Raw genomic sequence first — 20,001 nt, forward strand, 5'->3', positions numbered from 1 at the left:
GGCTCCCCGGCCGTCCGCTCAGAACCTGCGCTCGGTGCGCCAGGTCGCCTGGCTGGACGGGTTGGTCAGGTCGTACGTCGTACCCGAGAGCCGCCCGTCCGGACCCCGCGTCCCGGTGTACCGGCCCACCGGGCCGTGCGACCAGGCGATGACGAAGTAGACCTGCTGTCCGTCGACCGAGCCCTCCCGGACGGTGCCGACGGTGCTGCCGGAGCGCGCCGACCCGAACAGGCGCCCTTCGGCGTTCTGCGAGAAGTCCACGCGCACGGTGGCGTTGCTCTGGTAGACGTCGTACACCCCGCCCGCGTCGAACCCGGGCACCCGCGCGGACCGCTCCGCGACCGGGGAGGCCGCCGCTCCGCTGGCGGGGGCGGCGAGCCCGGCCCCGGCGACGGAGAGGAGTACGGCGACGGAGGCGGCGGTCAGCAGCGTGGGGATACGGCGTGCGATGGACATGGGCCCTCCAGGGCGGCCGGGACGATCGGCTCCAGTGCACGGTGCACGAAACCTCGCCGGCAGCCCTACCCACCCCCTCCCCCATGAGGCCCCCCTTCACCCGAACGAGTCCCCCGCCCCCTCCGCCACGGCCACGGGCACCCCGTCGGGGCGCCCGCCGAGCAGGGCGGCGATGTGGTCCGCGCAGCTCAGGGCCGCCGTGGCCATGGCGCTGCCGGTCATCCCGGCGACGTGCGGGGTCAGCAGTGCACCCGGTACGCCGAAGAGCGGCGAGGCGAAGGCGGCGTGCTCGTGCGCGAAAGTGTCCACCGCGGCGGCCGCCAGGGGGTGGCCGGGGTCGCGCAGCGCGTCGGCGAGGGCCTGTTCGTCGACGATCCCGCCCCGGGCGGTGTTGAGCAGGACCGACCCCGGGCGCATCTGCGCCAGCTCGGCCCGGCCGATCATCCCCCGGGTGCTCGCGGTGAGCGGTACGTGGAGGGAGATCACGTCGCTGCCGGCCAGCAGTACGGGGAGGGACTCCGCCAGCGGTATCCGGGCTCCGTCCGGCGGGGTGCGGCGGGCAAGGCCGCGTACCTCCATCCCGAGGGCGGCGGCCCGGTCCGCGAGGGCCAGCCCGGTCCGGCCGAGTCCGACGACCCCGAGGGTCAGCTCCGACAGGCCGCGGGGCGGTGCGTCGGGCGAACGCCACCGGCCCCGGTGCGCGGCCGCGTCGTAGGCGCGCAGGTCGCGGGTCAGGGCGAGCAGCTGGGCCAGCGCGAACTCGGCGACGGCGGTGGCGTTGGAGCCCGGGGTGTGGGTGACGGCGACCCCGTGCCGGGCGGCGGCGGCCAGGTCGACGTGGTCGGTGCCGGCGCCGGCCCGGCCGACGACCCTCAGCGGGCGGGCCTGCCCGGGGCCTGTCGCGGCGGCGAGGAAGCCCGCGCGCACGGGTGCGCCGCCCCGGGACTTGACGGCGTCGTAGCCGATGCCGTCCCGGAGGGTTTCGGCGAGCAGGGCCTCCCCGTCGAAGGCGTCGAAGTCGGTGAACTCCACCCGCCCGCCCCACTCTGCCCGCGCCGCACCGGGGTCGGCGACGCGCCGCAGGTTGAGCGTCACGTCCAGGCCGTGGCCGAGCAGCCGCTCCAGCTCACGCCCGAGCAGCTTCCCCGGTGCCGCGTCCAGGACCAGCACCCTCTTGCGCACCATGCGCCTCCCCCGTCGCCGTACTCGTGCGGATCAGGCGCACTGCCAGGTGAACACGGCCCGGTCGAAGCGCCGTTCGGCGAGGTCCTCGGGCCGGATCAGCCAGTACAGGGCCCCGCAGTCGCCCCACATCATCTCCGCGGCGTCCTCGCTGTCGAACTGGGCCAGCAGCACCCAGCGGCCGGCTTCCCCGGCGAGCCGCGGGTCGTCCCAGCCCGCGTCCCCGTCCAGCACGCCGTGCGCGACCTCCAGCTCGACCGGGTTCTGCACGGCGTACGGGTGGCCGCCGATGCGGTGGCCCGGCTCGCCGTCGAAGTCCCAGAGCGCGTCGAGGAACCCCTGCGCGCACACCGGGTGGTCGTAGCGCTCCCCGACGGTGCTGTCCGGGGCGAACTCGGTCTGGACGGACGGGTGCCACGGCTCGGCCGCCGTCATTCCGGCCCGCGCGGTGAGCGGCACGGCGGGGTAGGCGGTGATCCCCTCGGGCGCCGGACGCTCCGCGACCGGGCCGGCGTCGGCCGTGACGTGGATGACGCGGGCGCCGGGCCGGCTCTCCGGGTCCTCGGCCAGCACCGTGGCGTCCCCGCCGTCGAGTTGCCCGTCGAAGTAGAAGAAGAGCAGCGTCCCCTCCCCCGGCAGATCGATGTCCAGGGCCCCGGAGGGCAGTGCGGCGCAGTCGATCGAGGCGACGAACGAGAGCGGGCCGTGCCCCTCCCACACCGGCCACTCGGCATCGGCGGGCAGCGCCGGCAGGCCGCCCAGCCGGCCGACGGCGGGGTCGGCGGATCCGGCGACTGCGAGCCGCAGGCCGGGGCGCAGCAGGGCGGTCCACCGCTCCGCGGTCTCGGCGGGCAGGTGGCGCAGGGCCAGGTCGCGCAGGGCTTCGGCGGATCCGTGTGTCATGCGTCCGATCATGCACGGGACCACTGACAACGGGCCCCGCGGGGTGGCGGGGTCAGCCGCCGACCCGGGCGACCATCAGGGCGATGTCGTCGTCGGCCGCGGCCGGGACGAGGTGGGTGATCAGGGAGTCGCACAGGTGGTCCAGCTGGCGCTGGGGGTCGGCGAGGAGCTGGGTCAGTTCGGCGAGCCGCTCGTCCAGGTCGCTGCCGCGGGCTTCGATGAGGCCGTCGGTGTAGAGCACGAGGAGGCTGCCCGGGGGGACTTCGACCTCGACGGGGGTGAACGCGATGCCTCCGACGCCGAGCGGCACCCCGGGCGGGGTGTCGAGGAGGCGGACGGTTCCGTCGGGCAGGGCGAGGGCGGGCGGCGGGTGGCCGGCGCGGGTGACGGTGCAGCGTCCGGTGGCCGGGTCGCAGACCACGTACAGGAAGGTGGCCAGCATCGGTTCGGCGAGGTCGGCGAGCGCGGCTTCCAGCTGGTGCAGCAGCCGTACGGGCGGGAGGTCCAGCCGTGAGAGGGAGCGTACGGAGGCGGAGAGGCGGCCCATGACCGCGGCGGCGGCGATGCCGTGGCCCATCACGTCGCCGATGAGCAGGGCGGCCTTGCCGCCGGAGAGGGCGAGGACGTCGTACCAGTCGCCGCCGACCTCGTTGACGTCGCTCGCGGGCAGGTAGCGGTGGCTGACCTCGATGCCGGGCGGCGGGGTGATGTGCTGCGGGAGCATGCTGCGCTGGAGGATGACGGCGGTCTCGTGCTCGCGGTGGTAGAGCCGGGCGTTGTCGATGCTGAGGGCGGCGCGGGCGGCGAGTTCCCCGGCGAGGGTGACGTCCTCGGCGGTGAACGGGCCGACCGGGCGGGTGCGGTAGAAGGTGGCGACGCCGAGCACCGATTCCCGGGCCACGAGGGGGGCCATCACGAAGGAGTGCACCCCCGCGGCGAGCAGCTGGGCGGGTTTCGCCGTGTGACGGGCGGCGGGGGCGACGGCCTGGTCGTCGAGGCGGGCGACGAGGAAGGGCTGCCGGGCGGAGAGGGCCTGGGTGTAGGGGGCGGTCGCGGGGAAGGTGAGGGTCCTGCCGAGGGGGGCGAGGATGTCGGTCACCCGGGACCCGGACAGCGGGGCCCGGCCGAGTCTGCGCAGGGCCACCCCGCCGGTCAGGCCCATGCCGGGCTCGTCCCCGCGGGCCAGGGCGTCGAGGACGTCGACGGTGACGGCGTCGGCGAGGCGCGGTACGGCGAGGTCGGCGAGCTCCTGCGCGGTGCGCTCCAGGTCGAGGCTGGAGCCGACGCGGATGCTGGCCTCGCTGAGCAGGGCGAGGCGGCGGCGGCCGGCTTCGGCCTCGACGTGGTCGCGCTGCTGCTCGGTGATGTCGACGAGGGAGGCGATCACGCCGATCGGCATCCGGGCGGGGTCCTCCACCCGGACGTAGGAGCAGGACCACACCCGGTCGTGGTCCGGCTCGGACGGGGTCCGTCCGACGCGGCGGCGGTCGAGGACGGGTTGGCCGGTCTCCAGGACCTGCCGCATGGCCTCCTCCATCTCCAGGGCGTTCACCTCGGGGAGGATCTCGGCCAGGCGGCGTCCGACGTGCGCCGACTCGGGCAGGCCGTTCATGGCTTCGAGGGCGGCGTTGACCTGGAGGAAGCGGAGCTGGGTGTCGAGGATGGCGATGCCGACGGGCGAGCGGGCGAAGAGGCCGTCCCAGACGGCGGAGGATCCCCGGATGCGGCGGGCCGCGTGGGCGTCGGCCGTGAAGACCAGCACCGTCGATCCGTGCTGCCGGTCGGACACCGGTGAGGCCCAGATCTCCACCTCCAGGGGGTGCCCGTCGCGGTGCCAGGCGGTGACGGTGCCCATCACCCCGCGCCCGGAGGCGGCCGCCTCCCACAGGGAGCGGCCGAGGCTGCGGTCGGCTCCGGGGTGCAGCAGGTCGGCGATGTTGCGTCCGAGCATCTGGGGCGGGGTGTAGCCGAACAGCTCCTGCGCGACCTGGTTCCAGCGCACGACGGTCCCGTCGGCGCCGGTGGCCACGAGGGCGACGGGCAGCGCGCCCAGCCAGCCGCCGGCGGCCTGCGCGGCGCTGCTGATCAGCTCGTCGACCGGGACCTGTTCGTTCACCGGGCCTCGCTCATCGGGCCCCGCGAACCGGGGCCCGATCGCGGCGGCCGGTCACGTCGGCCGGCTCCTGTGGCACCTGCACGCCTCCATCGTCTGCCGGTCGGCGGCCCGCCGCCTCCCGGAGCCCGCTAGGTCGTCTCTTTCGGATCTTGCCGGTTAAGCCCGCGTCGTCCGGTGCCGTGCATCGGCGCGTTGGCGGGGCGCCCTTGTACTGGACGTACTCGGGTGCTCCGCCAACGCGGCGAGGTGCGGTGCCGGGCGGCGCGGGTCAGGCCAGATCCGGAAGAGACGGCCTAGCCGGGGCCGTCCGGGCGGAGGTCCGTCCCGCCGACGGTGACCTCGACGCCGCGTGTGGTGACGCGTACGCCGGTGGGCTCCAGGGCGGGTCCCGCCGGGGCCGGGGGCCGGTCGGCGAGGCGCTCGCGGATGCCCTGGGTGAGCCGCTCGGGGGCCGGTGCCCCCATCAGGGAGGCCCCGTCGAGGGCGAAGCCGAGCCGCCCGTCGCGCAGTTCGGGGCGGAGGGTGACGGTGAGCGCGCCGCCGGGCCCGAGGCCCAGGCGCAGGGTGCCGGCGGCGGGGTCGGGTGCCACCTCGGAGACCGGCAGCCCGGACCGGCCGAGCCAGGCCCGGACGGCTCCGGCGGGTACGGTGATCCGCCCGTGGGCGGCGTCCACGGTGCCCCGGCCGGAGCCGCGCAGGGCGATCCCGTCGAGGTCCAGCCGTACGGCGGCGCCGGTGACGGGGCCGAGCGGGGCGTCGTCGCCGGAGACGGTCGCCCCATCGGCCCGGCCCCGGAGGAGGGCCAGCAGCCCGGATCCGTGGAGGTCGGCCCGGGTGGGCCCCAGGCGCGGCCGCAGGGCATCCTCGACGCGGTCCTCGACGACGGCCGTGGCGGCGGCCTCGGCGGCGCCGGTCAGCAGGACCGCGGCGAGGGCGCCGGCGAGGAGGAACCGGGCCCGTCGGCGGCGGGGGCCGCCCGGGGCCGGGGTGCGCCGCTGCGCGGATGCGGCGGCGGTGGTGGCAGTGGCGTTGGCGGTGCGGCTCATGCCCGTGCGGCTCATGCCCGTGCCTCCGGTGCCGGGTGGCCGGGGCCGCCCTCGGGGTCCAGGCGGGGCAGGATCCGGTCCAGCCAGGCGGGGATCCACCAGTTGGCGCGGCCGAGGAGGTTCATGGTCGCCGGGACCAGGACCAGCCGGACGACGGTGGCGTCGAGGACCACGCTGACCCCGAGGCCGAGGGCGAGCATCTTGACGACCGGGTTCGACGAGAGGAGGAAGGCGAGGAAGACGCTGGTCATGATGAGCGCGGCGCAGGTGATGACGCGGGCGGTGGAGGCCAGTCCGGCGGCGACGGCGGCCTCGTTGTCCCGGCCGGACAGCCAGTGCTCGCGGATCCGCGCCAGCAGGAACACCTCGTAGTCCATGGAGAGCCCGAAGACGATCGCGAACATCATCATCGGCACGTACGACTCGACGGGGACGGTCTCGTCGATGCCGAGCAGTCCGGACCCCCAGCCCCACTGGAAGACGGCGACGACCACGCCGAAGGAGGCTCCGATCGACAGCAGGTTGAGCAGGGCCGCCTTGAGGGCGACCAGCGGGCTGCGGAAGACGGCGAGGAGCAGGACGAAGGCCGCGGCGACGACCAGGGCGACGACGAGCGGCAGCCGGTCGGCGAGCACGTCGCGGAACTCCTGCTGGGCGGCGGTCTGGCCGGTGAGGTAGCCGGTGGCGTGGTGCGGGGCGAGGGCGGCGGGGAGGGTCTCGTCGGCCAGCCGGTGCAGCAGGCCGGCGGTGGCCGGGTCCTGCGGGGCGCTGTCGGGCAGGACGGTGGAGACCAGCAGCGTGCCGTCGGGGGTGGGTGCGGGAGGGGTGGCCGAGGCGACGCCGGGCGTACGGTCGAGGGCCTGGCCGAGGTCCCGGGCGAGGGCGGTGCGCTCCTCGGGGGACGTACCGTCCTTGTCCAGGGTGACGACGACCGTGACGGGGCCGTTCGCGCCGGGCCCGAAGCCGGCGGAGACCAGGTCGTAGGCCCGGCGTTCCGTGGAGCCCGTCGGTGAGGCGCCTGCGTCGACGTGGCCGAGCCGCATGGACGCGGCCGGTACGGCGAGCAGCGCAAGAACAGTGGCGCCCAGCAGCAGGAAGGTCCAGGGGCGGCGGCCGACCACGGCGGCCCAGCGCTGCCAGACGTCGGTGCCGCCGTCACCGGGTGCGTCGTCGGGTTCGTCGACGGGGGTGCGGACCCGGAACCGGTCGATGCGGTGGCCGGCCAGGCCCAGCAGGGCGGGGGTCAGGGTGAGGGCGGCGAGCGCGCCGGTCAGTACGGTGGCCCCCGCGGCGACGCCGAGCATGCCGATGAAGCCGACCCCGGAGGCGAACAGTCCGGCGAGGGCCGCCGTCACGGTGAGCGCGGCGACCAGTACGGCCCGGCCGCTGGTGGCGACGGTCCGTCCGGCGGCGTCGGCCGGGTCGGGGAGGGTGTGGAGCAGCTTGCGGTGGCGGGTGACCAGGAACAGCGAGTAGTCCAGGCCCACGCCGAGGCCCATCATCACGGCGAGGGTGGGCGATACGGCGGCGAAGCTGAACCCGGCGGCGAGCAGGCCGAGTCCGGCGAGTCCGGCGAGCAGCCCGATGACGGCGCTGACCAGTGGGAACGCGGCGGCGGCCACGCTGCCGAAGCCCAGCAGCAGGACGATCACGGCGGTGGCGACGCCGATGGCCTCGGAGGTCCGGTCGGCGCCGGTGGGCGCGGCGAGCCGGCCCAGCGGGCCGCCGTACTCGACGGTGACCCCGTCGGCGCGCAGCGGTGCGACGGCCTCGTCGACCCGGTTCACGTAGGAGGGGTCGAAGCGGGCCGGGTTCTCGTCGAAGCGGACGGTGTAGTAGCCGGTGCGGCCGTCGGGGGTCAGGGCGCCGGGGGTGGCGAGCGGGTCGGCGACGCCGGTCACCCCGGGCAGGGCCGCCAGCCGCTTCCCGGCGGTCTCGACGGCCTCCCGGTGTCCCGTCAGGGCCCCGTCGGGGGCGGAGAGGACGACCTGTGCGGGTACGCCCCGGGCGGCGGGGCCCCCGTGGGCGTCGAGGAGGTCGGCGCCGGTCTGGACGGAGGTACCGGGGAGGGTGAAGTCGTCCTCGTACTGTCCGCCCCAGGCCCGGTCGGCGCCGACGGCGGCCAGCAGGACGAGGAGCCAGCCGGCGATCACGAGCCAGGGCCGGCGGGCGCAGCCGCGGCCGGTCCGGTAGAGCAGTCCGTGCGGGGTGGCGGCGGGCGGCGGCCCGGCCTCGTCGGTGGGATTCATGGGCCGATCCTGGCCGGTGATTGCTCGGGGACCATGAGCCGATTGTTAGGGCTGTGTGAGGCCGCGCCGCGTGGCGGGCGGGAGCGCCGGGGCGCCCCTAGCATGAACGGCGAACCGTGCCCGCAGCTCACCGGAGTCGTCATGAACCCCCGCAAGGGGCTCGTCCTGATCGTGGAGGACGACCCGAACATCGCCGCGTTGCAGCGGCTGTACCTGGAGCGGGACGGCTACCGGACGGAGACGGCCGCCGACGGTCCGGCCGGGTTCGAGGCGGTGGCGCGGCTGGCGCCGGCGGCGGTGGTGCTGGACGTGGGGCTGCCCGGGATGGACGGGGTGACGCTGTGCCGCCGGCTGCGCGAGCGGGGTGACTGGACGCCGGTGCTGCTGGTCACGGCACGGGGCGACGAGGCGGACCGGATCCTCGGCCTGGAGCTGGGCGCCGACGACTACCTGACGAAGCCGTTCTCACCGGGTGAGCTGGTGGCTCGGGTGAACGCGGTGCTGCGCCGCGGGGGCCGCACCGCCGCGGTGGCGGCCGTGCACGCGGTGGGCGGGCTGCGGGTCGACCCGGTCCGGCACACGGTGCACGTCGACGGTGTGCCCGTGGAGTTCACCGCGCTGGAACTGGGGCTGCTGGCCCACCTGCTGGAGCACCGGGGCCAGGTCTTCACCCGGGCCCAGCTGCTGGACCGGGTGTGGGGGGATTCCGCGCACCGGGACCAGCGGGTGGTCGACGTGTACGTGTCGCAGATCCGCGCCAAGCTCGGCGGTGCGAGCCCGATCCGCACCGTACGGGGCGTCGGCTACAGCGCGTCCGGGGAGCCCGGGTGAGTCCGGCCCGGCCGGGGCGCGGCTCGCTCGCCCGGGAGCTGGTGCTGTTCGCGGGGCTGGTCGCGCTGGTCGCCGTACTGCTGAGCGGGGTGGCCGCCTGGTACACGGCGCGCGCCACCGCGGAGTCCCAGGAGCGCGACCGGCTGGGGCGGCAGGCGGCGGTGCTCAGCCGGGTGCCGCGGCTGTCGGCGCTGCTCCTGGACACCGAGCAGCTGATCGCCGGCTCGGACGGGGTGCGGCTGGCGGTGCTGGAGCCCTCGGGCGCGTTGCGCGGTCCGGCTTCGGGTGCGGTGTCGCAGGCCGGGCGGGACCGGCTGCTGACCCGCAAGCCGCTGTCGGCGACCGGGACCCTGGACGGCCGGCCGGTCGTCGTCGAGGGGCGGGCCTTCGGGTCGGGCGGGGTGGTGCTGGCCAAGCCGATGGCGGAGGTGGACGCCGCCGCCGCGCGCATGCGCCGGAGCCTGGCCCTGCCGCTGTGCGCGGGGCTGGCCGGGGCGGGGCTCGCCGGGATGCTGCTGGCGCGCCGGATCTCCCGCCCGCTGGCCCGGGCGGCGGCGGTGGCGGGCCGGCTGGCCGACGGCGAGCGCGGCGTCGCGGTGCCCGTCCCGGACGGCGGCGGCGACGGCGACCGGGGCCGGGGGCCGCTGGAGGTGGCGGAGCTCAACCGTGCCATGGCCGTGCTGGACGGTGCCCTGGAGCTCAGCGAGGACCGCAGGCGCCGGTTCCTGCTGTCCGTCTCGCACGAGATCCGCACGCCGCTGACCACGATGCGCGGTTACGCGGAGGCCCTGGCCGACGGTGTGATCCCGCCGGACCGGGTGCCGGAGACGGGCCGGGTGCTGGTGGCCGAGTCGCGCCGGCTGGACCGGTTCCTCTCCGACCTGCTGGACCTGGCCCGGCTGGAGGCGGACGAGTTCCCCGTCGAGCCGGCCCCGACGGACCTGGTGGCGCTGCTCGGGCAGGCCGCCGGGGTGTGGCGGGAGCGCTGTGCCCGGCACGGCGTCGAGTTCCGCTGGGAGCCCCCGGCGGACGGGGCCGCCGGGGCCGTGCGGACCGACGGCTTCCGCGTCCGGCAGCTGGCGGACTGCCTGCTGGCCAACGCGCTGCGGATCACCCCGTCGGGGCGGCCGGTGGTGCTGGCGCTGGCCGCGGCCGCGGGGGGCGGCGTACGGGTCGAGGTCCGTGACGGCGGTCCGGGGCTGACGGAGGAGGACGTGGCGGTGGCGTTCGAGCGGGGCGCGCTGTACGAGCGCTACCGGGGCGAGCGGCCCGTGGGCAGCGGGCTGGGGCTGGCGATCGCGCACGGCCTGGCGCTCCGGCTGGGCGGGACCCTCACCGTGCTGGGCCACGGCCCGGAGGGCGGCGCCGTCTTCGCCCTCACCCTGCCCGCCGCGCCCCGGTAGCCGGTCCCGGGCCGGGACGGGGCCGGCTGCCGGGGCCGGGACGGTTCAGGGGCGCAGGTCGGCTCCGGCCCTGGGGGTGTCGTCGAGGAAGCCGCCCGACTGGTGCTGCCACAGCTTGGCGTAGGCGCCGTCCGCGGTGAGCAGTTCCTGGTGGGTGCCCTGCTCCACGATCCGGCCCCGGTCGAGGACGACGAGCCGGTCCATGGTGGCGACGGTGCTGAGCCGGTGGGCCACGACGAGCGCGGTCCGCCCTTCCATGAGCCGCCACAGGGCGTCCTGCACGAGGATCTCGCTCTCGGAGTCGAGGGCGCTGGTGGCCTCGTCGAGCAGCAGGATCGGCGCGTCGCGCAGGATCGCGCGGGCGAGGGCGACCCGCTGGCGCTGTCCGCCGGACAGCTTCACCCCGCGCTCCCCCACCATGGTGTCGAAGCCGTCCGGCAGGGCGTCGGCGAACTCCGTCACGTGCGCCGCCTCGGCGGCGCGGCGGATCTCGGCGTCGGTGGCGCCGGGGCGGGCGAAGGCGATGTTCTCGCGCAGGGTGCGGTGGAACATCGCCGGCTCCTGCGGCACGTACGCCATGAGGCCGCGCAGGTCGGCCTGGGAGAGCCGGCTGATGTCCTGCCCGCCGACGGTGATCCGGCCCGCGTCGATGTCGGTCATCCGCAGCAGCAGCCGGGTGAGGGTGGTCTTGCCGCCGCCGGACCGGCCGACGAGGCCGATCTTCGTCCCGCTGGGCACGTCCAGGTCGAGCCCGGTGAAGAGCGGTTCCCCGCCGGAGTGGGTGAAGTCCACCTTCTCGAAGCGGACTTCCGCGTCCTGGGACAGCAGCGGTTCCGGGGATTCGGGGTCGAGGACGGTCGGCGGGGTCAGGAGCAGCGAGGTGAACTGCGCGGCCTCCGTCATGGAGCTCTCGAGGCGGCGGTAGATCTGGTTGAACTCGAACATGATGCGGGTCGCGTTGCCGTAGTAGGTGAAGGCGACGACGACCGTCTCGACGCCGTGACCGCGTGCGGCGAGCCCGACGGCGACCAGCAGGCCGAGCGCGTTGGTCAGTACGGACATGGGCGCGACGATGGTGTCGATGCGCAGGTTGCCGTAGTCCCAGGAGCGGAGCATGAGCCGCCGGGACTCGGCGACCCGCGAGCGGTGTTCGGCGGCCTCGCGTTCCTCGGCGGCGAAGGCTCGGACCGTGTCCATGTTCATGAGGCTGTCGGCGACGTGGCCGGAGACCCGGGCGATGGCCGCCTCGCGCTGGTCGACGAGCCGCTGCCGGCGGCGGATCAGCGGTGTGACGAGCAGCCCGGTGACCGCGATCATCGCCAACAGGCCGACGACCAGGAGCGGTTCGTACTGCCACAGCACCACCGAGCCGAAGATCAGGGGCACGAACTTGCCGACGATCTGGAAGGTCAGGGTGTCGACGAACTCCTCGAAGCGGGAGGCGAAGCTCAGGACCCGCTTGGTGAGGGAGCCGGCGAAGTTGTCGTGGAAGAAGGCGGCGTCCTTGGCGAACAGCTCGTCCATGCCGAGCACGTACAGCCGCTCGACGCCGAGTGCGTCGAGCCGGTTGAGGCAGTGCAGCCCGAGGCGCCAGAACGCCTCGGACAGCAGCAGGGCGCCGGCGAAGGCGAGGACGTAGGGCAGGACCGGTCCGATGCCGGAGGCGACGGCGCCGCGGTCGTCCGCGATCCGGCCGACGAGCTTGGCGACGACCAGCGGCGCGACGTAGTTGATGCCGATGTTGCCCAGCGCCGGGAGCAGCATGGCGGGTGCGGCCAGCCGGCGGAGCCGGAACAGCTCCCGTCCGTAGTGGCGCAGTGCGAGGAGTACCGGGCCCCGGCCCGGCGGACTTTGGTGCGATTCGGGAGATCCCATACCAACCCTGTGCGGTGTGAGCGGTGGCAGGACAGGGTTCGCAGTGTTCCGCAGGGCCGCTCGCCCCGTCCAAGCGTTTTCTCCGTCTTTCCGCCGATCGGATGGTGTCTGCCCCGGCGTGCGCCGGACGTGCCCGTACTGTCGGGCGACCGGCGAGAACGCCCGGACGTGCGGCGCCTTCCCTGCACAGAAGCACGGCGTACCCCACCCGGCACCTGGCAGATGCTGGCCATAGTGGCGCATTCGCCTCTCGAATGAGAGACTGTGCGCGCGCGGGCCGTAGCGGCCCGCGCGGCCGGTCCCGTGCGGTCGAGCGGCTCTCGCCGCGACGGGACGACCGGCAGGAGGCCCCCGCGCACCGATCGCGGTGTTCGGTGCGCGGGGGCCCTGCACCACCTCAACGGGTCAGAAGCACTGCTTGTAGTAGACCTTGATGTTGGGGAGCGACTCCAGGTCCTTCCGGCGGTCCGGGTGGTGGGTGAGGATGTACGTGATGCGGGCCGCCAGGTCCGAGCCCCCCGGGACGAAGGGGGTCGGCTTCGCCGCCTTGAGGATGTCGCAGAACTCCGTGATGAGGCGCAGCTGGACGTGGTTCGCGGCGAGCGGGCACAGCGTGGCCGCCACGTCGCCCTGCCACTGCGGGGGCATCTCGGCCGGCTTGCAGTCGAGGTTGTCGACGCCGGGCATCCAGGCGCTGCCGACGATCTGCGCCGAGTGGACGTTCTGCCCGATCGTCTTCGGCCCGCCGGGGCCGGCGATGGTCCCCTGGGTGAGGAGCGTCGGCATGAGCGAGTCGACCCAGCCGGCCGTGCAGTAGGGCGTGCCCCAGGCGATCGAGCGGAAGGCGCCGCTCTTCGTGATCACCTGCACCAGGCCCTTCGGGGTGTCGAGCGGCCCGCCGGGCGAGCTCTCCCACGCGACGACGCCCTGGGCGCTGAGGGCGTCGTACCCGCCTGCGCCCGCGCCGGCCACGACGCCGAAGATCTCCTGGAGCGTGGCGTCCTGGCTGTTCTTGCGGATCCAGAGCTTGAGCGGGTGCGCCGCCGAAGCGACGTACAGCCGCCCGTCGGCCTCGACGGAGACGCGCATCCGCCGGTTCCCGCTCGTCACGTACACCGTGCCGCCCTTGTACCGGAGCACCCCGTCGGGGGCGGTCCACAGGTGCGCCCGGTTGAAGGCGTCCCGGGGCTCACCGAGGGCGAGTGAGACGAGACAGACGGGTCCGGCCGTGTGCAGCGTCGGGGAGGCCACGGCCGTCAGCGCGCCCTTGGCCTTGGAGAAGTCGGGCTTGTCCAGGTCGAGTTGCGGGAACGCGACGAGCAGGGCCGTCCGGAAGGCCTCCCGCTCGTCCTCCAGGTCCAGCAGGAAGCGCGCGTAGTGCGGCCGGCCGGCCATGGCGGTGAGCTCGGCGGCGATCTTCGAGGTGTCGGGCGCCTCGCCGGCCAGCCAGCGCAGCAGGCTCGGATAGGGCGCGGGCGGGGTCTGGGTGCTCATGGTCTTCCCTTCGGTCGGACACGGAACGGTGGACCGGGTGGGGGGAGGATCGGGCACGGCACCGCACGGGGTCCCTGACAGGACCGGGGATTCGCCGTGGGGTGCCCTCCCACGCTACCCCGCGACTTCCCGCCACGCGGCGGAAACGGTCGAACCGGCCGAACAGGCTGAACGGGCTGAACGGGCCGAACCCGGCCCGGAAAAGAAATCCCGGCCGGAGGCGAATCCTCTGGGCGTGCCCCCGCCTCTTATCCGCGTACCGACCGAACGGACACACGCCACAAGCCCCGGAGGAACCATGCTGATCACCGCCCTCGCCGTCGTCGCGGCCCTGCTCGTCGGCGCCTGCACCTGGCACCTGCTGCGACGCTTCAAGAGCCGCGGCTGAACACCGGCCGCACCCGCGCCCGCACCCGAGCCACCCGTCGGAGACGAGCAGCACATGAGACAACGCTCCACCTGGCCGGACGACCGGCTGATCAAGGCCGCCCAGGACGGTGACGTCACCTCGCTCACCGCCGTCGTCATGGAATCGCAGCCCCACGTACGCAAGTTCGCCCTCTCGCTGTGCGCCTCGCCGCAGGACGCGGAGGACGCGGCGCAGGAGGCGCTGATCATCCTCTACCGGAAGATCGGCACCCTCCGGGCCACCGGCGCCCTCGCCTCGTGGATGTTCCGGATCGTCCGCAACGAATGCCTGCGCCAGGTACGCCTGCTCGCAGCGCGGGCCGACGACGCCGGGACCGCGGAGCCGTCCGCCGAGGAGGCGGTGCTGCGCGGCCTGGAGGCCCGGCGGATCGCGGCGGCGGTCAGCGCCCTCCCCCGGGACCAGCGGCAGGTCCTGATCATGCGGGACGTCCAGGGCCTGCCCGGCAGGACCGTGGCGGACGCGCTCGGCCTGAGCACCGCCGCGATGAAGTCCCGGCTGCACAGGGCCCGCGCGACCCTGCGGCGCGAACTGGCACGGACCACCACCACCGACCCGCGACAGGAGCCCCACGACCATGACCCCGGACGAACCCGCCCGGCCGGACTTCTCCAGTAGCTCCGTCCCGCGCCACCTGGCGCGGGGCGCCCTCGGCTTCGGCCTGATCATCGGCTCGATCGCCCTGGTCCCCACGGCCGGCCCGGCCGCCCTGCTGGCGGCCCCGCTGTCCCTGATCGCCTTCCGCGGCTGCCCGACCTGCTGGCTGGTCGGCCTGACCCAGACCGTCTCCCGCGGCCGCCTCCGGCGCACGTGCACGAACGGCACCTGCACCCTCACCAGGGCGGCCCCGGCGGGCACCACCCGGAAGTGACGGGAGGCCGGGGGCGGCGGAACCGTCTCCGGCGGTCAGGACCGCCCGCACCCGACCGATCCTCAAGTCGCGCACGAGCGTCGTTCGGCCAAAGCATGACCGAAACGCCAAGAAGCCCAAGTTCTGAGGAAGCTTCAGGCCACCGGGATGACTCGGCGACGCCTTTCTTCCACCCCCGAGACGGTGATCATTAAGGAGAACCAGCCGGTCAGACGCCTGCTCTGACAGCGCACCGCTCCATCGGTGCCGGCCTCCGAACCACGCATCCCACGGGGGGATTTGTCATGCCCATTTACATCAAGCGCGCCGCGCTCCCGGCGGCCGCCCTGCTCGGCCTTTCCCTGGCAGCCGGACTGCCGGGCCAGGCGAGCGCCGCGTCCGTCTCCACTTGGGACAAGGTCGCCGCCTGCGAGAGCGGCGGGAACTGGAGCATCAACACGGGCAACGGGTACTACGGCGGACTGCAGTTCTCCGGCAGCACCTGGCGGGGCTTCGGCGGCACCCAGTACGCGGAGCGGGCCGATCTCGCCACCAAGACCCAGCAGATCCTCATCGCGGAGAAGGTTCTCGCCGTGCAGGGGCAGGGCGCGTGGCCCATGTGCGGTCCGGCGGCCGGCCTCGGGGCGGACCACGCGAACCCGTTCCCGGACAACCCGACTCCCACCCCCACGCCGGTGAAGAACACGGTGCACCTGCAGCGGGTCACGCCGGGCGGCGACCTGTTCAACGCCGAGGGCGACTACTCCGCGGGCCGCTGGAGCGGCTGGACCAACCAGGGCGCCACCCAGCTGAAGGAAGTCACCAGCGCCGGGACCGGCACCGTCAACCGCGTCTTCGCACTCGGCGGCGACAACCGGATCTACGAGAACGACGGCGACTACGCCACCGGCAAGTGGACCGGCTGGACCCTCCTCGACGGCGCACCGCAGGCCAAGGCCGTCTCCGCCTCCTCCGACGGGAACACCGTCCACCTCGTCGCGATCGGCCTCGACGGCCACCTGTACAACTCCGACCGCAACTTCGCCGGAGGCAAGTGGAACGGCTGGACGGACCACGGCGGCAACGGCCTCAAGCGGGTCACGAGCGCCACGACCAGCGACCACGTCAACCACATCTACGCCACGGACGCCAACGACCAGATCCAGGAACTCGACGCCGACTACGCAGCCGGCAAGTGGTCCAACTGGCAGCCGGCAGGTCCGGCCGGCGGGTTCCAGGCCCAGGACGTGACCGCCACCCCCTCCGGAAGGACGGTCCACCTCGGCGCCATCGGCATGGACGGCAACTGGTACAACACCGACGGCGACTTCGCCCGCGGGACCTGGAACGGCTGGTGGAACGGCGGCGGCGGCAACCTCAAGCGCCTCACCTCCGCCATGGCCAACAACGTCAACCACGTCTACGCCATCCGCACCGACAACACCCTCACCGAACGCGACGGCGACTACACCGCCGGCCGCTGGAACGACTGGGCCACCCCCGCCGGAGGCGGCGAAGCCATCTCCCTCACCGCCAGCTTCACCCAGTAGGCCAGCCAGCGCCTCCGCTCCCCTCCATCCGCAACACGCCCAGAACTTCGGAGAGATTGTCATGCCCATTACATTCTCGGTACGCCGCCGCATCGCCAAGGCCACCCGCATCGCCCTGGCCGCCTCCGTCATCGCCGGCGGGGCCGTAGGCACCGCCCTCGCCACCGAGCCCACCGCGTACGCCGCGACCACCGCCGCGACGTCCACCGTCGGCGGGAAGATCTCCCGCACCGAGATCATCGAGCGGGCCAAGTACTGGCTCGACAAGGGGCTCATCTACAACCAGGGCGGCTCCTACACCGACTCCAGCGGCAAGTCCTACCGCACGGACTGCTCGGGCTACGTCTCCATGGCCTGGCACCTCAGCTGGTCGCCCAACACCATCGCCCTGAACGAGAGCTCGTACCCGATCAACTTCAACGACCTGAAGCCGGGCGACATCCTCAACAGCGACGAGCACGTCTTCATCTTCGCCCAGTGGGAGAACGCGGCGAAGACCTCCTTCTCGTACTACTCCTTCGGCTCCACCCCGGTGAAGTACCGGACCGTCTCCACCGGTGACGCCAACTGGGACGGCCACCCACGGGGCACCTACACCCCGCGCCGCTACCACAACGTCATCGACGAACCCTCGGTGAAGAACACGGTGCACCTGCAGCGGGTCACGCCGGGCGGCGACCTGTTCAACGCCGAGGGCGACTACTCCGCGGGCCGCTGGAGCGGCTGGACCAACCAGGGCGCCACCCAGCTGAAGGAAGTCACCAGCGCCGGGACCGGCACCGTCAACCGCGTCTTCGCACTCGGCGGCGACAACCGGATCTACGAGAACGACGGCGACTACGCCACCGGCAAGTGGACCGGCTGGACCCTCCTCGACGGCGCACCGCAGGCCAAGGCCGTCTCCGCCTCCTCCGACGGGAACACCGTCCACCTCGTCGCGATCGGCCTCGACGGCCACCTGTACAACTCCGACCGCGACTTCACGGCCGGCAAGTGGAACGGCTGGACGGACCACGGCGGGAACAACCTCAAGCGGGTCACGAGCGCCACGACCAGCGACCACGTCAACCACATCTACGCCGTCGACGGCAGCGACCAGATCCAGGAACTGGACGCCGACTACGGCGCCGGCAAGTGGAACAACTGGCAGGTGGCGGGTCCGGCCGGCGGGTTCCAGGCCCAGGACGTAACGGCCTCGGTGTCGGGCACGACGGTCCACCTCGGCGCCATCGGCATGGACGGCAACTGGTACAACACCGACGGCGACTTCGCCCGCGGGACCTGGAACGGCTGGTGGAACGGCGGCGGCGGCAACCTCAAGCGCCTCACCTCCGCCATGGCCAACAACGTCAACCACGTCTACGCCATCCGCACCGACAACACCCTCACCGAACGCGACGGCGACTACACCGCCGGCCGCTGGAACGACTGGGCCACCCCCGCCGGAGGCGGCGAAGCCATCTCCCTCACCGCCAGCTTCACCCAGTAACCGACCGGCCCACCGTGGTGGCCCCGGCACCCGAGGTGCCGGGGCCACCACCCCTGATCTCCGGGAAACACCATGATCCGTCGCCACGCCGCCCTCGGCGTGCTCACCGCCGCCACCGTCCTGCTCATGCCCGCGTCACCCGCCACGGCGCCCGCCGCCAACGCGACGGCCACCGCCGCACCGCCGACCGTGCGCGTGCTGCCCCTAGGCGACTCGCTCACCTACGGCCAGGGCTCGTCCGGCGGCGGCTACCGCCTGCCGCTGCGGGACCTGGCGGCGGGCCAGTCCCGCTACACCCTCGACTTCGTCGGCTCCCTCGCCAACGGCCCCCAGGCCGACCCGGCCCACGAGGGCCACGCCGGGTACACCGTCGACCGGCTGCGGGCCGGGGTGGGCCGCTGGATCGGTGCCGCACAGCCGGACGTGATCCTCCTGCAGATCGGCATCAACGACCTCAACCAGGGCGCCGACCCCGATCAGACCGCCGATCGCGCCCGGGTACTCGTCGACCGGATCTTCGAGATCCGTCCCGGGGTCACGGTCGTCATGCAGGGCCTCGTCCCGACCACCCCCGGCTGGAACCAGCAGGACCTCACCCAGCCCGCCGCCCGCTTCAACCAGCGACTGAAGGAGGTCGAGGCCGCCCAGCAACACCAGCACAGGCGCTTCCGCTTCATCGACGCCCCGGCCCTGACCACCCTCCAGCAGGCCGACGCGGCCCACGCCGCGCAGATGGCGGACGGCCTGCACCCGAACGACCGCGGCTACGCCCGGCTCGCCGCGTCCTTCTTCACCGGACTGGAGCAGGCCCGTACGGCGGGATGGTTCACCGGAGGCCCCCTCCGGCCCGATCAGCCGCGCCTCAAGAACACCGTCCACCTGCAACGCCTCACGCCCGCCGGCGGCCTGTACAACGCCGAGGGCGACTACGCCGCCGGCCGCTGGAGCGGCTGGGGCGACCAGGGCGCCTCGCAGCTGACGGAGGTGACCAGCGCCGCGACCGGCACGGTGAACCGGGTCTTCGCGATCGGCGAGGACAACCGGATCTACGAGAACGACGGCGACTACGCCACCGGCACCTGGTCGGGCTGGTTCCCGCTGGCGGACGCCCCCCGCGCCAAGGCCGTCTCCGCCTCGTCCGACGGGAACACGGTCCACCTCGTCGCGATCGGCCTCGACGGCCACCTCCACAATTCCGACGGCGACTTCACCGCGGGCCGCTGGAACGGCTGGACGGACCACGGCGGCGACAACCTCAAGCGCGTCACGAGCGCCACCACCGCCGACCACGTCAACCACGTCTTCGCCATCGACGCCGACGACCAGATCCGGGAACTCGACGCCGACTACACTGCAGGCCGCTGGAGCGGCTGGAACGCCGCGGGCCCCGCAGGACGCTTCCAGGCACTGGACGTCACCGCGTCCGCCACCGACAACACCGTGCACCTGGGAGCCATCGGCCACGACGGGAACTGGTACAACACGGACGGCGACTTCGACCAAGGGTCCTGGAAGGGCTGGTGGAACGGTGGCGGCGGCAACCTCGAACGCCTCACCTCGGCGGCCGCGAACAACGTGAACCACGTGTTCGCAGTCCGGTCGGACAACTCGGTCATCGAGCGCGACGGCGACTACAGCGCGGGCCACTGGAACGACTGGGCCACCCCCGCCGGAGGCGGCCAGGCCGCCTCGCTGACCGCGTCCTTCACCTTCACGCCGCACTGACGGGGCCCGGGCCCGTGCCGCAGGACGATCAGGCGGGCGACGGCACCGCACAGAACTGACGCACCGCCGCCGCGGAGCGGCACCGCACGGGGCAGGGCCCGGACCACGGCACAGAGGTCCGGGCCCTGCCCCGTACCAGCGCGCCCCATGGCCCCGGACGCACGAAAGGCCGTCCTCTCATGGATGAGAGAACGGCCTCCGACCTGCGTTTCCGCATGGTCGGGACGACAGGATTTGAACCTGCGACCCCTTGACCCCCAGTCAAGTGCGCTACCAAGCTGCGCCACGTCCCGATGCCCGCTGACCTGGGGTTTCCCCTGGCCTCACCGGCACGAGAACAATACCGCACTTCCGGGGGTGGTCGCGCGCACCTTTTCGGTGGCGGGCGCGGCCCGGCGCACGGGA

General features: G+C 73.8%; 15 protein-coding genes and 1 tRNA gene. 7 read left to right on the plus strand and 9 right to left on the minus strand.

Annotated features, from left to right (window positions below; genetic code table 11):
* Nucleotides 1-18 precede the first annotated feature (18 nt).
* From ACIPW5_RS03765 to ACIPW5_RS03790, 6 genes are all read right to left on the minus strand, one after another.
* Complete coding sequence (locus tag ACIPW5_RS03765; protein WP_401239827.1) at nt 19-456, minus strand: hypothetical protein; 438 nt, start codon at nt 454-456, stop codon at nt 19-21.
* A 96-nt stretch (nt 457-552) separates the two neighbouring features.
* Nucleotides 553-1,641 (minus strand): NAD(P)-dependent oxidoreductase, encoded by a 1,089-nt coding sequence (locus ACIPW5_RS03770; protein ID WP_401239830.1) that lies wholly within the window; start codon nt 1,639-1,641, stop codon nt 553-555.
* A 30-nt stretch (nt 1,642-1,671) separates the two neighbouring features.
* On the minus strand, nt 1,672-2,541 hold the full coding sequence (locus ACIPW5_RS03775) for a YwqG family protein (RefSeq protein WP_401239832.1): 870 nt from the start codon (nt 2,539-2,541) through the stop codon (nt 1,672-1,674).
* 52 nt (nt 2,542-2,593) lie between these two features.
* The gene (locus ACIPW5_RS03780) at nt 2,594-4,657 is read right to left on the minus strand and encodes a SpoIIE family protein phosphatase (protein ID WP_401239835.1); all 2,064 of its coding nucleotides are present in this window, start codon (nt 4,655-4,657) and stop codon (nt 2,594-2,596) included.
* A 293-nt stretch (nt 4,658-4,950) separates the two neighbouring features.
* Nucleotides 4,951-5,718, minus strand: coding sequence for a hypothetical protein (locus tag ACIPW5_RS03785; RefSeq protein ID WP_401239838.1), 768 nt, complete (start codon nt 5,716-5,718; stop codon nt 4,951-4,953).
* The gene (locus ACIPW5_RS03790; protein ID WP_401239841.1) at nt 5,715-7,952 is read right to left on the minus strand and encodes an MMPL family transporter; all 2,238 of its coding nucleotides are present in this window, start codon (nt 7,950-7,952) and stop codon (nt 5,715-5,717) included. Before ACIPW5_RS03790 ends, ACIPW5_RS03785 begins: the two co-directional genes overlap by 4 nt.
* A gap of 102 nt (nt 7,953-8,054) precedes the next feature.
* On the opposite strand from ACIPW5_RS03790, the gene ACIPW5_RS03795 reads away from it, so the two are divergent.
* On the plus strand, nt 8,055-8,783 hold the full coding sequence (locus ACIPW5_RS03795; protein WP_401239842.1) for a response regulator transcription factor: 729 nt from the start codon (nt 8,055-8,057) through the stop codon (nt 8,781-8,783).
* Nucleotides 8,780-10,186, plus strand: coding sequence for a sensor histidine kinase (locus ACIPW5_RS03800; RefSeq protein WP_401239845.1), 1,407 nt, complete (start codon nt 8,780-8,782; stop codon nt 10,184-10,186). The genes ACIPW5_RS03795 and ACIPW5_RS03800 overlap by 4 nt, the downstream gene beginning before the upstream one ends.
* Before the next feature lie 45 nt (nt 10,187-10,231).
* On the opposite strand, the gene ACIPW5_RS03805 is transcribed toward ACIPW5_RS03800, so the two are convergent.
* Both ACIPW5_RS03805 and ACIPW5_RS03810 read right to left on the minus strand, forming a co-directional pair.
* Nucleotides 10,232-12,061, minus strand: a complete 1,830-nt coding sequence (locus tag ACIPW5_RS03805; protein WP_401239848.1) for an ABC transporter ATP-binding protein — start codon at nt 12,059-12,061, stop codon at nt 10,232-10,234.
* A 405-nt stretch (nt 12,062-12,466) separates the two neighbouring features.
* Entirely contained in the window at nt 12,467-13,555 is a 1,089-nt protein-coding gene (locus tag ACIPW5_RS03810) for a hypothetical protein (RefSeq protein ID WP_401239850.1), read from the minus strand.
* A gap of 442 nt (nt 13,556-13,997) precedes the next feature.
* Between ACIPW5_RS03810 and ACIPW5_RS03815 the strand changes: the two genes are divergently transcribed.
* The 5 genes from ACIPW5_RS03815 (at nt 13,998) to ACIPW5_RS03835 (ending at nt 19,596) form a co-directional block, all read left to right on the plus strand.
* Nucleotides 13,998-14,600, plus strand: a complete 603-nt coding sequence (locus ACIPW5_RS03815; RefSeq protein ID WP_401239854.1) for an RNA polymerase sigma factor — start codon at nt 13,998-14,000, stop codon at nt 14,598-14,600.
* Complete coding sequence (locus ACIPW5_RS03820; RefSeq protein ID WP_401239857.1) at nt 14,560-14,853, plus strand: hypothetical protein; 294 nt, start codon at nt 14,560-14,562, stop codon at nt 14,851-14,853. Before ACIPW5_RS03815 ends, ACIPW5_RS03820 begins: the two co-directional genes overlap by 41 nt.
* Nucleotides 14,854-15,137: 284 nt before the next feature.
* Nucleotides 15,138-16,382 (plus strand): transglycosylase family protein, encoded by a 1,245-nt coding sequence (locus ACIPW5_RS03825; RefSeq protein WP_401239860.1) that lies wholly within the window; start codon nt 15,138-15,140, stop codon nt 16,380-16,382.
* A 61-nt stretch (nt 16,383-16,443) separates the two neighbouring features.
* Nucleotides 16,444-17,871: a hypothetical protein gene (locus tag ACIPW5_RS03830; RefSeq protein ID WP_401239861.1), complete on the plus strand. Its 1,428-nt coding sequence runs from the start codon at nt 16,444-16,446 to the stop codon at nt 17,869-17,871.
* Nucleotides 17,872-17,943: 72 nt separating this feature from the next.
* Complete coding sequence (locus ACIPW5_RS03835) at nt 17,944-19,596, plus strand: GDSL-type esterase/lipase family protein (protein WP_401239863.1); 1,653 nt, start codon at nt 17,944-17,946, stop codon at nt 19,594-19,596.
* Nucleotides 19,597-19,812: 216 nt separating this feature from the next.
* Here the strand turns inward: ACIPW5_RS03835 and ACIPW5_RS03840 are convergent.
* Nucleotides 19,813-19,889, minus strand: a tRNA-Pro gene (locus tag ACIPW5_RS03840).
* Nucleotides 19,890-20,001: the final 112 nt, after the last annotated feature.

Origin of the sequence: Streptomyces sp. NPDC090077, assembly GCF_044747545.1 — a bacterium.
Taxonomy (GTDB): Bacteria; Actinomycetota; Actinomycetes; order Streptomycetales; family Streptomycetaceae; genus Streptomyces.

What these genes read in the sequence shown, in the direction of transcription:
- ACIPW5_RS03765 (WP_401239827.1), bottom strand. Translation starts at nt 456, where the DNA reads ATGTCCATCGCACGCCGTATCCCCACGCTGCTGACCGCCGCCTCCGTC.
- ACIPW5_RS03770 (WP_401239830.1), bottom strand. Translation starts at nt 1,641, where the DNA reads ATGGTGCGCAAGAGGGTGCTGGTCCTGGACGCGGCACCGGGGAAGCTG.
- ACIPW5_RS03775 (WP_401239832.1), bottom strand. Translation starts at nt 2,541, where the DNA reads ATGACACACGGATCCGCCGAAGCCCTGCGCGACCTGGCCCTGCGCCAC.
- ACIPW5_RS03785 (WP_401239838.1), bottom strand. Translation starts at nt 5,718, where the DNA reads ATGAGCCGCACGGGCATGAGCCGCACCGCCAACGCCACTGCCACCACC.
- ACIPW5_RS03790 (WP_401239841.1), bottom strand. Translation starts at nt 7,952, where the DNA reads ATGAATCCCACCGACGAGGCCGGGCCGCCGCCCGCCGCCACCCCGCAC.
- ACIPW5_RS03795 (WP_401239842.1), top strand. Translation starts at nt 8,055, where the DNA reads ATGAACGGCGAACCGTGCCCGCAGCTCACCGGAGTCGTCATGAACCCC.
- ACIPW5_RS03805 (WP_401239848.1), bottom strand. Translation starts at nt 12,061, where the DNA reads ATGGGATCTCCCGAATCGCACCAAAGTCCGCCGGGCCGGGGCCCGGTA.
- ACIPW5_RS03810 (WP_401239850.1), bottom strand. Translation starts at nt 13,555, where the DNA reads ATGAGCACCCAGACCCCGCCCGCGCCCTATCCGAGCCTGCTGCGCTGG.
- ACIPW5_RS03815 (WP_401239854.1), top strand. Translation starts at nt 13,998, where the DNA reads ATGAGACAACGCTCCACCTGGCCGGACGACCGGCTGATCAAGGCCGCC.
- ACIPW5_RS03820 (WP_401239857.1), top strand. Translation starts at nt 14,560, where the DNA reads ATGACCCCGGACGAACCCGCCCGGCCGGACTTCTCCAGTAGCTCCGTC.
- ACIPW5_RS03825 (WP_401239860.1), top strand. Translation starts at nt 15,138, where the DNA reads ATGCCCATTTACATCAAGCGCGCCGCGCTCCCGGCGGCCGCCCTGCTC.
- ACIPW5_RS03830 (WP_401239861.1), top strand. Translation starts at nt 16,444, where the DNA reads ATGCCCATTACATTCTCGGTACGCCGCCGCATCGCCAAGGCCACCCGC.
- ACIPW5_RS03835 (WP_401239863.1), top strand. Translation starts at nt 17,944, where the DNA reads ATGATCCGTCGCCACGCCGCCCTCGGCGTGCTCACCGCCGCCACCGTC.